This window comes from Kineococcus radiotolerans SRS30216 = ATCC BAA-149 (assembly GCF_000017305.1).
GTDB lineage: Bacteria > Actinomycetota > Actinomycetes > Actinomycetales > Kineococcaceae > Kineococcus > Kineococcus radiotolerans.
Window position 1 is genome coordinate 2,010,262 of sequence record NC_009664.2, and the last position, 12,759, is coordinate 2,023,020.

The following is a 12,759-nucleotide window of genomic DNA, read 5'->3' on the forward strand; positions in this document are numbered from 1 at the left end:
CCTGCTACGGCGTCACGATCGGCACAGCTGAGAGTAGCCCGCTCAAATGAGCGGTTGCAACGGCCGGACCACGGCGCCGCGGACGGCGCCCGGCCCGGTCCGGCGCGCACCTCGTCGACGAAGACACTGGAGGGGAACGATGGCTGAACGTCAGGGCCCGCGGACCGGCACGACCACGCACGGCACCTTCGCCTCGCCGCTGAGCCGGCGGGCGGCCCTGGGCGGGGCGGCCGGCGTCGGCGCCACCGCCGCGCTCAGCGCCTGCGCCGGCGCCGGTGGTGGCGGCGGCACCGGCAGCGGCGGCGGCGAGGGCGGCGGGGACGACAAGACGCTCAACGTCATCATGGTGAACAACCCGCAGATGGTGGACCTGCAGAAGCTCACCGCGGACAACTTCACCAAGGACACCGGCATCACCGTGAAGTACACGGTCCTGCCCGAGAACGACGTCCGCGACAAGATCAGCCAGGAGTTCTCCAGCCAGGCCGGTCAGTACGACGTCGCGTCGATCTCGAACTACGAGGTCCCGTTCTACTCGAAGAACGGCTGGCTCGCGCCGCTGGACGAGTTCATCTCCGCCGACTCCGCCTTCGGCCAGGACGACATCCTCAAGCCGCTGGCCACCGCGCTGACCGGCGAGGACGGCAAGGTCTACGCCGAGCCGTTCTACGGCGAGTCCTCCTTCCTCATGTACCGCAAGGACGTGTTCGAGGCCAAGGGCCTGACCATGCCCGAGAAGCCGACGTGGCAGGAGGTCGCGGACTTCGCCGCCCAGCTCGACGGCGCCCAGCCCGGCATGAAGGGCATCGCCCTGCGCGGCCAGCCCGGCTGGGGGCAGGTCTTCGCCCCCCTCACCACCGTCGTCAACACCTTCGGCGGCACCTGGTTCGACGAGGACTGGACCGCGCAGGTCAACGCGCCGGAGTTCGTCGCGGCGACGAAGTTCTACGTCGACCTCGTCCGGGCCCACGGCGAGAACGGCGCCCCGCAGGCCGGGTTCACCGAGTGCCTCAACGGCATGACCCAGTCGCAGGTCGCCATGTGGTACGACGCGACCTCGGCCGCCGGTTCGCTGGACGCCGCGGACTCCCCCGTCGCCGGGAAGATCGGCTACGTCGCCGCCCCCGTCGACCAGACCGAGTCCTCCGGCTGGCTCTACACCTGGGCGTGGGGCGTGCAGAAGGCCTCCAAGCGCCAGGAGAACGCCTGGAAGTTCATCTCCTGGGCCTCCAGCAAGGAGTACGAGGAGCTCGTCGGGGCGCAGGTTGGCTGGGCCAGCGTCCCCGCCGGCAAGCGCAACTCCACCTACGAGAACGCCGACTACCAGGCCTCGGCCGGCCCGTTCTACAAGGCCACCCAGGACGCCATCAACGCCGCGAACCCGGCCGACCCCGGCGTCCAGCCGCGCCCCGCGCCCGGCATCCAGTTCGTCGCGATCCCCGAGTTCGCCGACCTCGGCACCCAGGTCTCGCAGTTCGTCTCCTCGGCCATCGCCGGTCAGATGAGCGTCGAGGACGCCCTGGACCAGGGTCAGGACCTCGCGACGAAGCTGGTCAGCGACAAGTACAAGAAGTGACACCCGCCGCGGCTGCCCACCGGACCGGTGGGCGGCCGCGGTCTTCCCGGGTGACCGGGTAGTTCACCCAGAGCACGCCGGACCCACCGTCAGTCCTCGGAGGACGTCCTTCCATGAGCACACCGAGCAGCACCGCTGCCAATCACACCAAGGTGGGGCCCGACCGGCCCCAGCGCACCGCGGGCTCGGCACGCAAGGCCGCCGACTGGGCCCGACGCGCCCCCCTGCTGCCGGCGCTGCTGTTCACGATCGTCGTGACGCAGTTGCCGTTCGTGGCGACGATCGTCATCTCGTTCATGAACTGGAACTCCTACTACCCCCAGGACCGCGGGTTCGGCGGGGTCGACAACTACGTGTCGGTCTTCTCCAACGCCGCGCTGCGCTCGGCGGTGTGGAACACCGTCATCCTCACCGTCACCGTCGTGCTCGTCAGCCTCGTCCTGGGCCTGCTCATCGCGCTGCTGCTGGACCGGAAGTTCGCCGGCCGCGGCGCGGTCCGGACGATGATGATCGCGCCCTTCCTCGTGGTGCCCATCGCCGCCGCCCTGCTGTGGAAGCACGCCCTGTTCAACCCCAACTACGGCCTGCTCAACGGCACCCTCAACGCGATCTGGAAGCTGTTCGGCTCCGACGGCGCCCCCCAGATCGACTGGCTGTCCACCGCCCCGAAGATCGCCATCGAGATCTCGCTGATCTGGCAGTGGACCCCGTTCATGATGCTGATCCTGCTGGCCGGACTGCAGTCCAAGCCGGCCGACGCCGAGGAGGCCGCCCGCATGGACGGCGCCAGCTCCTTCCAGATCTTCCGCTACCTGACCTTCCCGCACCTGCGCCAGTACCTCGAGCTCGGCGGCCTGCTCGGCGCCATCTACATCGTGCAGAACTTCGACGCGGTCTTCACCATCACCGCGGGCGGTCTGGGCACGGCCAACCTGCCCTACACGATCTACCAGACCGTGTTCTCCGCCCACGACTACGGGCTGGCCTCGGCGATGGGTGTCGTCACCGTCGTCGCCACCATCATCGTCGCGACCTTCGCCCTGCGCGTGGTGTCGAGCATGTTCAAGCAGGAGGCCGGCCGATGAGCACCGCCACCCCCACCGCCGTCGCGCACCCCCACGTGCCGACGTCGAAGAAGGAGCAGCGCGCCCGGGAGATGAACCGCAGCAAGCCCGTGTGGGGCCTGCTGGCCTGGGTCGTCGGGATCCTCTTCGTCCTGCCCGTGCTGTGGATGGTGCTGACCTCCCTGCACTCCGAGACCGACGCGGCCACCAACCCGCCCTCGATCGCCGCCGCCCTCACCCTGGACGGCTACCGCGCGTTCTTCTCCGCCCAGCCCGCCGCCCCGCTGATCAACTCCGCGATGGCCTCGGTCATCTCGACGATCATCGTGCTCTGCCTGGCGATCCCGGCCGCGTTCGCGCTCTCGATCCGCCCGGTCGAGAAGTGGACCGACGTCATGTTCTTCTTCCTCTCCACGAAGTTCATGCCGCTGGTCGCCGGTCTGCTGCCGCTGTACCTGTTCGCCACCGAGACCGGCACGCTGGACAACATCTGGCTCCTCATCGTGCTCTACACCTCGATGAACCTGCCGATCGCGGTGTGGATGATGCAGTCGTTCCTGGCCGAGGTCCCCGTCGAGATGCTGGAGGCCGCCCAGATCGACGGGGCCGGCCTGATCCGGATGCTGTGGTCGATCGTCCGTCCCGTCGCCATGCCCGGGGTCGCCGCGACCGCGCTCATCTGCTTCATCTTCAGCTGGAACGAGCTGCTGCTGGCCCGCACCCTGACCGGCACGATCGCCGGCACCGCCCCGGTGTTCCTCACCGGCTTCGTCACCAGCCAGGGCCTGTTCCTCGCCCAGCTGTGCGCCGCGGCCACCGTGATCTCGCTGCCCGTGCTCGTCGCCGGCTTCGCCGCCCAGGACAAGCTCGTGCAGGGTCTGTCCATGGGCGCGGTCAAGTGACCGACGGCCCCCCCTCCCCCGCAGACCCCGACCGCACCGGAGCCCCACCCGTGACGTCCACCACCACCGCCCTCCCCCTCAGCGCCCGCAGCCTCGTCGCCATCGGGGAGCGGGTGCCGGTCCCCTCCTACGACCGCAGCCGGGTGACGCCGGGGATCGTGCACCTGGGCGTCGGCGGGTTCCACCGCGCCCACCAGGCGATGTACCTGGACCGGCTGATGGAGGCCGGGGAGGCGCTGGACTGGGGCATCCGCGGCATCGGCGTGCTCCCCCACGACGCGCGGATGAAGGAGGTCATGGACGCCCAGGACGGGCTCTACACCCTCGTCCTCAAGCACGCGGACGGCAGCCGCGAACCGCGCGTCGTCGGCTCCGTGCTCGACTTCCTCTTCGCCCCCGACGACCCCGACGCCGCGGTCGAGGCGATGGCCGACCCGCGCATCCGCATCGTGTCCCTCACCATCACCGAGGGCGGGTACAACATCGACGCCGTCACCGGGGAGTTCATCCTCGACGAGCACGGCGTCGCCGCCGACCTCCTCGACGGGGGCGTGCAGCGCACCGCCTTCGGGCTCGTCGTCGAGGCGCTGCGCCGCCGGCGCGAGCGGGGCGTCCCCCCGTTCACCGTGATGTCGTGCGACAACCTCCCCGGCAACGGGCACGTGGCCCACCACGCCTTCGTCGCCTTCGCCACCGCGAAGGACGCCGAGCTCGGCGCGTGGATCGACGAGCACGTCTCCTTCCCCAACTCCATGGTCGACCGCATCACCCCGGGCACCACCGACGACGACCGCGCCGAGGTCCGCGAGCGGTTCGGGATCGAGGACGCCTGGCCGGTGGTCTGCGAGCCGTTCACCCAGTGGGTGCTGGAGGACCGCTTCGTCCTGGGCCGCCCGCCCCTGGAGGACGCCGGCGTCCAGGTCGTCGAGGACGTCGAGCCGTACGAGCTCATGAAGCTGCGGCTGCTCAACGCCAGCCACCAGGCCCTGTGCTACTTCGGGTACCTGGCCGGGTACCGGCTGGTCCACGACGTGGTGCAGGACCCCCTGTTCGCCCGCTTCCTGCTCGCCTACATGGAGCGCGAGGGCACCCCCTCGCTGCCACCGGTGCCCGGCATGGACCTCGACGCCTACCGCCGCGAGCTCATCGGCCGCTTCTCCAACGGCGAGGTGCGCGACACGGTCGCCCGCCTGTGCAACGAGAGCTCCGACCGCATCCCCAAGTGGCTGCTGCCGGTGGTCCGCCACCAGCTCGCCACCGGCGGGGAGTTCTTCCGCGCCGCGGCCGTCGTGGCGAGCTGGGCCCGCTACGCCGAGGGCGTCGACGAGCAGGGCGAGCCGATCGAGGTGGCCGACCGCATCGCGGCGCGCGTCACCGCCGCGGCCCGGCGCAACCGCGAGGAGCCCACCGCCTTCATCGCCGACCGCTCGCTGTTCGGGGACCTGGTCGACGACGAGCGCTTCGTCGCCGAGTACACCGCGACGCTGGCCTCGCTGCACGAGAACGGCGCCCGCGCGACCCTCGAGGCGCTCGTCGCCCGCTGAACGCTCCCGCCGCCGGCCCCGGAGGGGGACGGCGGCGGGAGCCTACGATGGGGCCCATGGCAGCGAAGGTGGTCCCCGCGCGGGGCATGCGTGACGTCCTCCCCGTCGACAAGGCACGCCGGGAGCACGCGCTGCACGTCATCCGCGAGGTCTACCGCTCCTTCGGCTTCGACGAGGTCGAGACCCCGGCGCTGGAGGAACTGTCCCGCCTGGAGTCCGGTCAGGGCGGCGAGAACGAGAAGATGCTCTTCAAGGTCCTGCGCCGCGGGCTGCCCGCCGACGAGGCGCTCCTGCCGGGCGAGGCCGCCGACCTCGGGCTGCGCTTCGACCTGACCGTGCCGCTGACGCGCTACGTCGCCTCGAACGCCGCGGCGCTGCGGATGCCGTTCAAGGCCCTGCAGATCGGGCCGGTGTGGCGGGCGGAACGTCCGCAGAAGGGGCGCTACCGCCAGTTCGTGCAGTGCGACATCGACATCGTCGGCGAACCGGGCAGCCTCGCCGAGGTCGAGCTCGTCACCGCCACGCACACCGCCCTGACCCGGCTCGGGCTCACCGGGACGACGCTGCGCCTCAACGACCGCGGGGTGCTGACGGGTCTGCTCACCGGGTGCGGTTTCGCCGCGGACGAGCACGGCAGCGTCCTCATCACCGTCGACAAGGCCGACAAGGTCGGGCTGGACGGGGTCCTGGCCGAGCTGCGCGCGAAGGGCTTCGCCGAGGAGCACGTGGCGGCGCTGGAGGCGTCGCTGACCGCGCTGCTGCCGCTGCGCGACGTCCGCACCCCCGGGGTGCTGGAGGCGGCGCTGCCCGCGGCGGTCCCGGCGGAGGTCGTGGCGCGGCTGCGGGAGATCGCGGACGCGCTGGCGGTGTCGGCCCCCGACCTCGAGGTGGCCTTCGACGTGACGCTGGTCCGCGGGATGGGCTACTACACCGGCCCCATCTTCGAGATGTCCCTGCCGGGCAGCTCCTCCTCCATCGCCGGCGGCGGCCGCTACGACAACATGGTCGGCCGCTTCAGCGGGCGCGACCTGCCCGCCGCGGGGTTCTCCATCGGGTTCGAGCGCATCGTCGACGAGATCGCCCCCCGCGACGAGGGGGTGTCCGCGATCGCCCTGGTGCACCCGGCGGGCGCGGACGCCGGGACGCTGCTGCGCAAGCAGCAGGAGCTCGTCGCCGGCGGGGCCCGGGTCGCGCTGGTGAAGCAGGCCAAGCGCATGCAGCCGCTGTTCGACGCGCTGGTCGCGGAGGGCTACTCCCGGGTCGTGCGGGCGCGCGTGGCCGAGGACGGCTCCCTGGAGTTCTCCGACCCCGCCCCCCTGGGCGCCTCGGCCTGAGCCGGAGGGCGACCGGCCGGACGGCGACCCGTCAGACGGCGACGAGGCGCCGGGCGGCGCGACCCTGCCGGGCGGCGGCGAGGGTCAGGTCGCGGCGCTCCTCCAGCACGCCGTCCTGCGCGCTGCGGACCTCCCACGCCTCGAGGAACCCCCGCAGCCGGCCGGGTTCGTCGGTGATGATCCCGTCGACGCGGTGGCGCAGCAGGTCGTGCCAGATGCGCGGTTCGTCCACGGTGTAGGGGTAGGTCGCCACCCCGGCCCCGTGGTACTCCGCGATGACGTGCGGGCTGGCGACGAGGCTGGCCACGTAGGGGTTGACCGCCACCACGCCGAGCTCGGCGACGGCCCGCTCGGCCTGCTCGCGGGCCACGCCCGCGGGGGTGCACAGCGCCGTGAACGGGTCCTGGGCCAGGTGCCGGAACGCGCGCTCGAGCTCGTCGGTGCCCATCGGCGGCCCCGGGTGCAGGACGAGCAGCGCCCGCCGGACGTCGGGGGCCACGTCGCGCAGGGCCGCGACCGTGGAGCGGTCGAAGCTCTGCACGACGCTGCGGGCGGCGACACCGCCCGGGCGCAGCGACCCCACCGCCGCGGAGGCGGCCGCCCGGCTCCACGCGCCCTTGAACTCCACGAGGAGACCGGCGTCGGGGAAGCGCGCCACGACCCCGGCGACTTCCTTCAGCGTCGGCACCCGCTGGCCGGCGAACGCCGGGGCGAACCACGCCCCGGCGTCCGCGCCCCGCACGACCGTGCTGGGCGAGTCCCCGACCGCACCACGGGTGTCCGTGGTGCGGTCGAGGGTGTCGTCGTGCACCACGACCGGCACCCCGTCGGCGTCCAGGTGGACGTCGAGCTCCAGCAGGTCGGCCCCGGCCCGCAGGGCCGCCTCGAAGGCGGCGAGGGTGTTCTCCGGCGCCACCGCGGAGTAGCCGCGGTGGGCGATGACCAGCGGGCGCGTCACGGTCTCAGGCCTTCACGAGGGGCGCGACGTCGGTCTCGTAGGACCGCTGGATCTCGTCCTGCGCGGTCCCCCAGGCCTCGGCCGACGGGGCCCCCTGCAGCATGACCTTCTCCCAGGCGGTGACCGTGGACTGGTCGCCGCCGGGGACGAAGACCCGGGCGTTGTCCTGCTTGCGCACGTTCGCGAGCTGGTCCACGGCCGTCTTGAACAGCGGGGTCTGCGCGTAGACCTCCTGCATGGGGCCGGAGTCCACCGCCCCGGTGGTGACGGGCATGTAGCCGGTGTTCTGGGAGAAGTAGGCGGTGTTGTCGTCCTCGGCGAGGAACTTCAGGAAGGTCGCCGCGGCGAGCTGCTGCTCCGGGGACCGCTTGGTCGGGACCGCGAAGCCGGCGCCGCCGGTGGGGGTGAACCGGCCCGCGGGCCCGCCGGGCAGGAACGCGTTGCCGACGTCGAAGGCCGCGCCGGCGAGGATGCCGGACAGCGACCCGGTGGACCCGATGACCGACGAGTACAGCCCCGCGCCGAAGTCCGAGGCCTGGTCGGAGGAGGACACCGCGGCCCACCCCCGGGTGATGAAGGAGCGCAGGTAGTCGCTGGCCTCCAGCACCTCCGGGCTGTCGACGGTCATCGTCCAGTCCTCGCTCAGCGCACCGCCCCGGCCCCAGATCAGGTTCTGGTGGATCCAGCTGGCGTTGCCGGTGCCCTTGCCGAGGCCGTACGGGGCCTGCGCCCCGGTGCCCGCGGCCTGCAGCTTCGGCAGCCACTGCTCGAACTCCGACCAGGTCTCCGGGCCGCGGTCGGGCAGCCCGGCGGCGGCCCAGTGAGCCTTGTTGTAGTAGAACACCGGCGTGGAGCGGCAGTAGGGCACCGCCCACTGCTGGTCGTCGTACTGGTAGTCGGCGAGGAGACCCGGCTGGTAGTTGCCGACGTCGACCCCCGCCGCGGGCAGCAGGTCGCCCAGCGGGGCGAGCTGGCCGTTGAGGGCGTAGCGGAACCACCAGACGTCGCTGAGCAGGACCAGGTCGGGCAGGTCCGACCCGGTGAGGGCGGCCTGGAACTTCTGCGAGATCTCGTCGTAGTTCGCGCCGGCGGTGACGAACTCGACCGTGATGTCGGGGTTGGTCTTCGCGAACCGGGCGAGGAACTCCTCCTCGACGGCCTGGGACTTGCCCGGGTGGTTCGTCCACACCGTGACGGTGTCGGCCGGGGTGACCCCGCTCCAGTCGGTCTTCGCCTGCTCCGCACCGCCGGTCTCGCCGGCGGTGGTCGAGGGGCCCGAGCAGGCGGCGAGGCCGAGGCCGACCGCTCCGGCTCCGGCCAGGGCGAGGACACCGCGCCGGGGCAGCGGGGAGGACGAGGTGATCACGGTTTCTCCTGGGTGGTCGGGGATCAGTTCGCGAGCGCGCCCGCGGCCAGACCGGCCACGAGGCGACGCTGGAAGAAGACGAAGACGAGCAGGATCGGGAGCATGACGAGCACGGTGCCGGCCATGAGGACGCCCCAGTTGGTGATGCCGTCGTTGTTCTGCAGCAGGGTGAGGCCCACCGGCAGGGTCATCATGTCCGCGTCGTCGGTCACCAGCAGCGGCCACAGGTACTGGTTCCACTCGCTGACGACCGAGACGAGCGCCACGGCCGAGACGGTCGGCGCGGACAGCGGCACGACGAACTGCCAGAGCCGCCGCCAGTGGCCGGCGCCGTCCAGCGTGGCGGCCTCCAGGACGGAGACGGGGAAGGTCAGGAAGTGCTGCCGGAACAGGAACGTCCCCAGCGAGCTGGCCAGGCCGGGCAGGATGATCCCCTGGTAGGAGTTCAGCCAGCCCAGCTGCGCGGTGAGGGTGTAGTTGGGGATGAGCGTGACCTGCGGCGGCACCATGAGCGCGGCGAGCACGAGGAGGAACACGAACCGCTTGCCGGGGAACTCCACGAACACCAGGGCGTAGGCGCACATGAGGCCCAGCACGACCTTGAAGCCCGCGCCCAGCACCGTGGTGACGAGGCTGTTGAGCAGGAAGTGCGCGAAGGGGACGGTCGCGAAGACGTCGGCGTAGTTCGGCCAGTGCAGCGCCTCGGGCAGCCACCGCGTCGGGATCGTGTAGATCTCGTCGCGCTGCTTGAACGAGGCCAGCAGCATCCACAGCAGGGGCACGACCATGACGAGGCCGGCCACGACGAGGCAGGCGTACCCGACGACGTCGACGCGGCGGCGGGGCTCTCCCGCCGGGGGTCGCGCGCCGCGCGGGGCGGGGACGCGGCCCGCACCGCCGGGGGCCTTGCGGGGGGCGTCGACGCTCACCGGTAGTGCACCTTCCGCTCGATGAACACCATCTGGACCAGGGTGACCGCCAGCAGCCCGAGGAACAGCAGGGTGGCGATGGCGGAGGCGTAGCCGGCGGAACCGTCGACGAACGCCTCCTGGTAGACCTGGTAGACCATCGTGGTGGTGCCCTCCAGCGGGCCGCCCTTGGTCATCGCGCGGATGATGTCGAAGGACCCGCCCGAGTTCGACTCGATGAACACCGTGACGCTGAGGAACAGCGTGGTGGGCGACAGCAGCGGGAACACGATGGACCAGAAGGTGCGCAGCGGGGAGGCCCCGTCGATCTGCGCGGCCTCCAGGAGGTCGCCGGGGACGGACTGGAGCGCGGCGAGGTAGATGATCGCGACGTACCCGACGTACTTCCAGAGGTACACGATGCAGACCATGGCCAGGGCCCAGTCCGGGTCGTTGTACCAGTTGGGCGAGGTGAGGCCGAGACCGCGCAGCAGGCCCGAGACCAGCCCGTACTGCGGGTCGAAGACGAAGAGCCAGCACATGCCGACCGCGACCCCGGAGAGCACGTAGGGCGCGAACACCGCGGCCCGCACGAACGTCCGGCCGCGCAGCTCCCGGTCCAGCAGCCGGGCCAGGGCCAGGCCGATGGCCATGCAGCCCCCCACGGTGACGACGGCGAAGACGAGCGTCGTCAGCAGCACGGCGGGGGTCTTGGGGTCGCTGAAGTAGTTCCGGTAGTTCTCCAGGCCGATGGCCGTCGCCGTGTCCGACCCGAGGTTCCAGTGCAGCAGCGAGTACTGCACGTTCTGGATCAGCGGCTTGTAGACGAACAGGACCAGGAGCGCGACGTTGGGCCCGGCGAGGAGCAGGAAGGTCCCCCAGGAGCGCCAGGGCGTGGTGCGCGGGCGCGCGGCGGGGACCCGGTGGAGGGTCGTCAAGGCGACCTCCTCGCAGGAAGGAGTGAGCTGGACGTCAGGAACAGTAGTTCGCCGTCCGGCCCCTCCCAGGCCCTCGCGCCCGCCCGGGGGCAACGGTCACCGAGTGTTCACCCGGTGACGCCCGGGGGCTCGCCCAGGTCACCCGGAGTTCACCGCTGGCAGTGCGGGCACCACCAGGTGCGGCGCTGCTCGGGGTCGCCGGGCACCTCGGCCCGGACGAGGATCGTCGTCCCGCACCGCCGGCACGGCTGCCCCGCGCGCCCCGACACCCAGTGCTGGTGACCCGGGCGGGTGTCCCCCGTGGTCACCTGCATCGCCCCGGACGGGCTCACCGAGAACGCCAGGAGCTTCACGGCCAGGCGGACGAGGGGTTCCAGCGGCACCTGCCCCACCGGGGTCCAGGGGTCGTGGCCGCGCAGGTAGCACAGCTCGTCGGCCCACAGGTTGCCCAGGCCGGCGAGGTTCCGCTGGTCCAGCAGCGCCGCCTTGAGCCCGCGCTCGGGGCGGCGGCGGAGGTTCGCCACCGCGGCGCGCACGCGCTCGTCCACGGGGGTGGTGGCGTCGAGGAGGTCCGGGCCCAGGTGCCCCACCACCGTCGCCTCCTCCGCGGTGGGGACGACCTCCACCACCGGCATCCGCAGGGCGACCGCGGTGGGGCCGTCGGTGCGCAGCAGCACCCGCACGTCGGGTTCGAGGTGGCGCGGCAGCCGCTTGCCGGGCGCGAGGACGGACCACTGCCCGTCCATCCGCAGGTGGGTGTGCAGGGTCGCGGGGCCCGGCAGCGAACTGCCCTCGACGTCGAGGCGGGTCAGCAGGTGCTTGCCCCGCGAGACCGTCTCGCGCACCCGCGCCCCGGAGAGGTCCAGCGTCGCGAACCGCGGCACCCGCAGGTCGGCCGCGCGCAGCACCCGACCGGACAGGCCGGCGTCGAGCCTGCGCGCCAGCCGGTACACGGTGTCTCCCTCGGGCACCCGCCCACCCTGCCCCCCGCCGCCGGTGCGCGCGCGGCGGGGCGATCGTCCCCGAGGGTTCGCCGGACGTTCCCCGGCCCGTCGCCCACCGCCGCCTAGCGTCGGGCCCCGTGAGAAGAACCCTGGCCTCCGCCGTCGTCCTCGCCGCCGCCTGCACCCTCGCCGCGTCCGGGGTCGCCGCGAGCGCCGCCCCCGCCGGCACCGCCTCACCGGCGACCGCCCGCTGCAGCGGCGCCGTCGCGCTGACGGGCTTCTCCGACCACCTCGACGAGACGGTCTTCGAGGGCCGGGCCGTGGCGAACCTGTCCGCGCTGGCCCCGCGGGCGGACGGTTCCCTGCTGGCGCTCTCGGACCGGTCGGAGCTGTTCACCCTGGACCGCGAGCGGGAACCGGCGGCCGCGGTGACCCTGCGGGACGAGGCCGGCGCCGAGCTCGACAGCGAGGGGCTGGTGGTCGACCGCGACGGGACCGTCTGGGTGTCCTCCGAGCTCGACCCCTCGGTCCGGCACCACGGCACCGACGGGGCGCTGCTGGGTTCCCTGCCCCTGCCCGACGCCCTGCGGACCGCTCCGGCGGGACGCGCCCGGGAGAACCTGTCGCTGGAGGGGCTGACCCTCTCCGCCGACGGCCTGACGCTGTTCTCGAACGTCGAGGAGGAACTGCTCGGGGACGCCGACGGGGTCCTGCGGATCCAGACCTGGCAGCGCCCCGACCCGTCCTCGCCCTTCGCGCTCGGGGTCCAGCACGCCTACCGGGCCGACCCCGGCCTCGGGGTCCCCGAGCTGCTCGCCACCCCCGACGGGCGCCTCCTCGTCGTGGAACGCGGGTTCACCGCCCAGGTCGGCAACACCGTGCGGCTGTACGTGGCCGACCCGGCGGCGGGGTCCGACGTCGGGGCCGTGGAGCACCTGGCGGAGGACGCCCCGGTGCTGCCCAAGACGCTGCTGGCCGACCTGGTGACCTGTCCGACGCTGGGCGCGGTGGCCGAGCAGGCGCAGCTGAACCCGCTGCTCGACAACGTCGAGGGCGCGGCGGTGCTGTCGGCGCAGGGGGACCGGCGGCTGCGGGTGCTGCTGGTGAGCGACGACAACGAGCGCCCGACCCAGACCACGCGGTTCTACGACCTGGACGTGACGCTGCCGGTGCGGGGGACCTGACCCACCGCGACGCCCCGCCCCGAGGCCCCGCCGCGACGCCC

Annotated in this window: 11 protein-coding genes; 6 read left to right on the forward strand and 5 right to left on the reverse strand. The window is 72.5% G+C overall.

The features are described from left to right. Positions 1–139 precede the first annotated feature (139 nt). The 5 genes from KRAD_RS09645 to KRAD_RS09665 all read left to right on the forward strand — a co-directional run bounded on the left by KRAD_RS09645 (position 140) and on the right by KRAD_RS09665 (position 6,420). The gene (locus KRAD_RS09645; protein WP_012085384.1) at positions 140–1,576 is read left to right on the forward strand and encodes an ABC transporter substrate-binding protein; all 1,437 of its coding nucleotides are present in this window, start codon (positions 140–142) and stop codon (positions 1,574–1,576) included. 113 nt (positions 1,577–1,689) lie between these two features. Next, a complete protein-coding gene (locus tag KRAD_RS09650; RefSeq protein WP_012085385.1) occupies positions 1,690–2,661 on the forward strand; it encodes a carbohydrate ABC transporter permease in 972 nt (323 codons plus the stop codon). Beyond that, entirely contained in the window at positions 2,658–3,542 is an 885-nt protein-coding gene (locus tag KRAD_RS09655; protein ID WP_012085386.1) for a carbohydrate ABC transporter permease, read from the forward strand. Before KRAD_RS09650 ends, KRAD_RS09655 begins: the two co-directional genes overlap by 4 nt. Before the next feature lie 50 nt (positions 3,543–3,592). Next, on the forward strand, positions 3,593–5,086 hold the full coding sequence (locus KRAD_RS09660) for a mannitol dehydrogenase family protein (RefSeq protein ID WP_012085387.1): 1,494 nt from the start codon (positions 3,593–3,595) through the stop codon (positions 5,084–5,086). A gap of 56 nt (positions 5,087–5,142) precedes the next feature. Beyond that, positions 5,143–6,420 (forward strand): histidine--tRNA ligase, encoded by a 1,278-nt coding sequence (locus KRAD_RS09665; RefSeq protein ID WP_041292004.1) that lies wholly within the window; start codon positions 5,143–5,145, stop codon positions 6,418–6,420. A gap of 31 nt (positions 6,421–6,451) precedes the next feature. Here KRAD_RS09665 and KRAD_RS09670 read toward each other — a convergent pair whose 3' ends face one another. The 5 genes from KRAD_RS09670 to KRAD_RS09690 form a co-directional block, all read right to left on the reverse strand. After that, a complete protein-coding gene (locus tag KRAD_RS09670; protein WP_012085389.1) occupies positions 6,452–7,378 on the reverse strand; it encodes a glycerophosphodiester phosphodiesterase in 927 nt (308 codons plus the stop codon). Positions 7,379–7,382: 4 nt separating this feature from the next. Further along, positions 7,383–8,744, reverse strand: a complete 1,362-nt coding sequence (locus KRAD_RS09675) for an ABC transporter substrate-binding protein (RefSeq protein ID WP_012085390.1) — start codon at positions 8,742–8,744, stop codon at positions 7,383–7,385. Positions 8,745–8,767: 23 nt separating this feature from the next. Further along, a complete protein-coding gene (locus KRAD_RS09680) occupies positions 8,768–9,673 on the reverse strand; it encodes a carbohydrate ABC transporter permease (protein ID WP_012085391.1) in 906 nt (301 codons plus the stop codon). Beyond that, positions 9,670–10,590 (reverse strand): carbohydrate ABC transporter permease, encoded by a 921-nt coding sequence (locus tag KRAD_RS09685; protein WP_012085392.1) that lies wholly within the window; start codon positions 10,588–10,590, stop codon positions 9,670–9,672. The genes KRAD_RS09680 and KRAD_RS09685 overlap by 4 nt, the downstream gene beginning before the upstream one ends. A gap of 149 nt (positions 10,591–10,739) precedes the next feature. Further along, a complete protein-coding gene (locus tag KRAD_RS09690; RefSeq protein ID WP_012085393.1) occupies positions 10,740–11,561 on the reverse strand; it encodes a DNA-formamidopyrimidine glycosylase family protein in 822 nt (273 codons plus the stop codon). Between the two features lie 110 nt (positions 11,562–11,671). Here KRAD_RS09690 and KRAD_RS09695 point away from each other — a divergent pair, with 110 nt between their 5' ends. Then, positions 11,672–12,718, forward strand: coding sequence for an esterase-like activity of phytase family protein (locus KRAD_RS09695; RefSeq protein WP_012085394.1), 1,047 nt, complete (start codon positions 11,672–11,674; stop codon positions 12,716–12,718). Positions 12,719–12,759 lie beyond the last annotated feature (41 nt).

Bases quoted from the DNA above. Each gene is read 5' to 3' on its own strand.
- KRAD_RS09645 (WP_012085384.1), top strand. From the start codon at position 140: ATGGCTGAACGTCAGGGCCCGCGGACCGGCACGACCACGCACGGCACC.
- KRAD_RS09655 (WP_012085386.1), top strand. From the start codon at position 2,658: ATGAGCACCGCCACCCCCACCGCCGTCGCGCACCCCCACGTGCCGACG.
- KRAD_RS09665 (WP_041292004.1), top strand. From the start codon at position 5,143: ATGGCAGCGAAGGTGGTCCCCGCGCGGGGCATGCGTGACGTCCTCCCC.
- KRAD_RS09650 (WP_012085385.1), top strand. From the start codon at position 1,690: ATGAGCACACCGAGCAGCACCGCTGCCAATCACACCAAGGTGGGGCCC.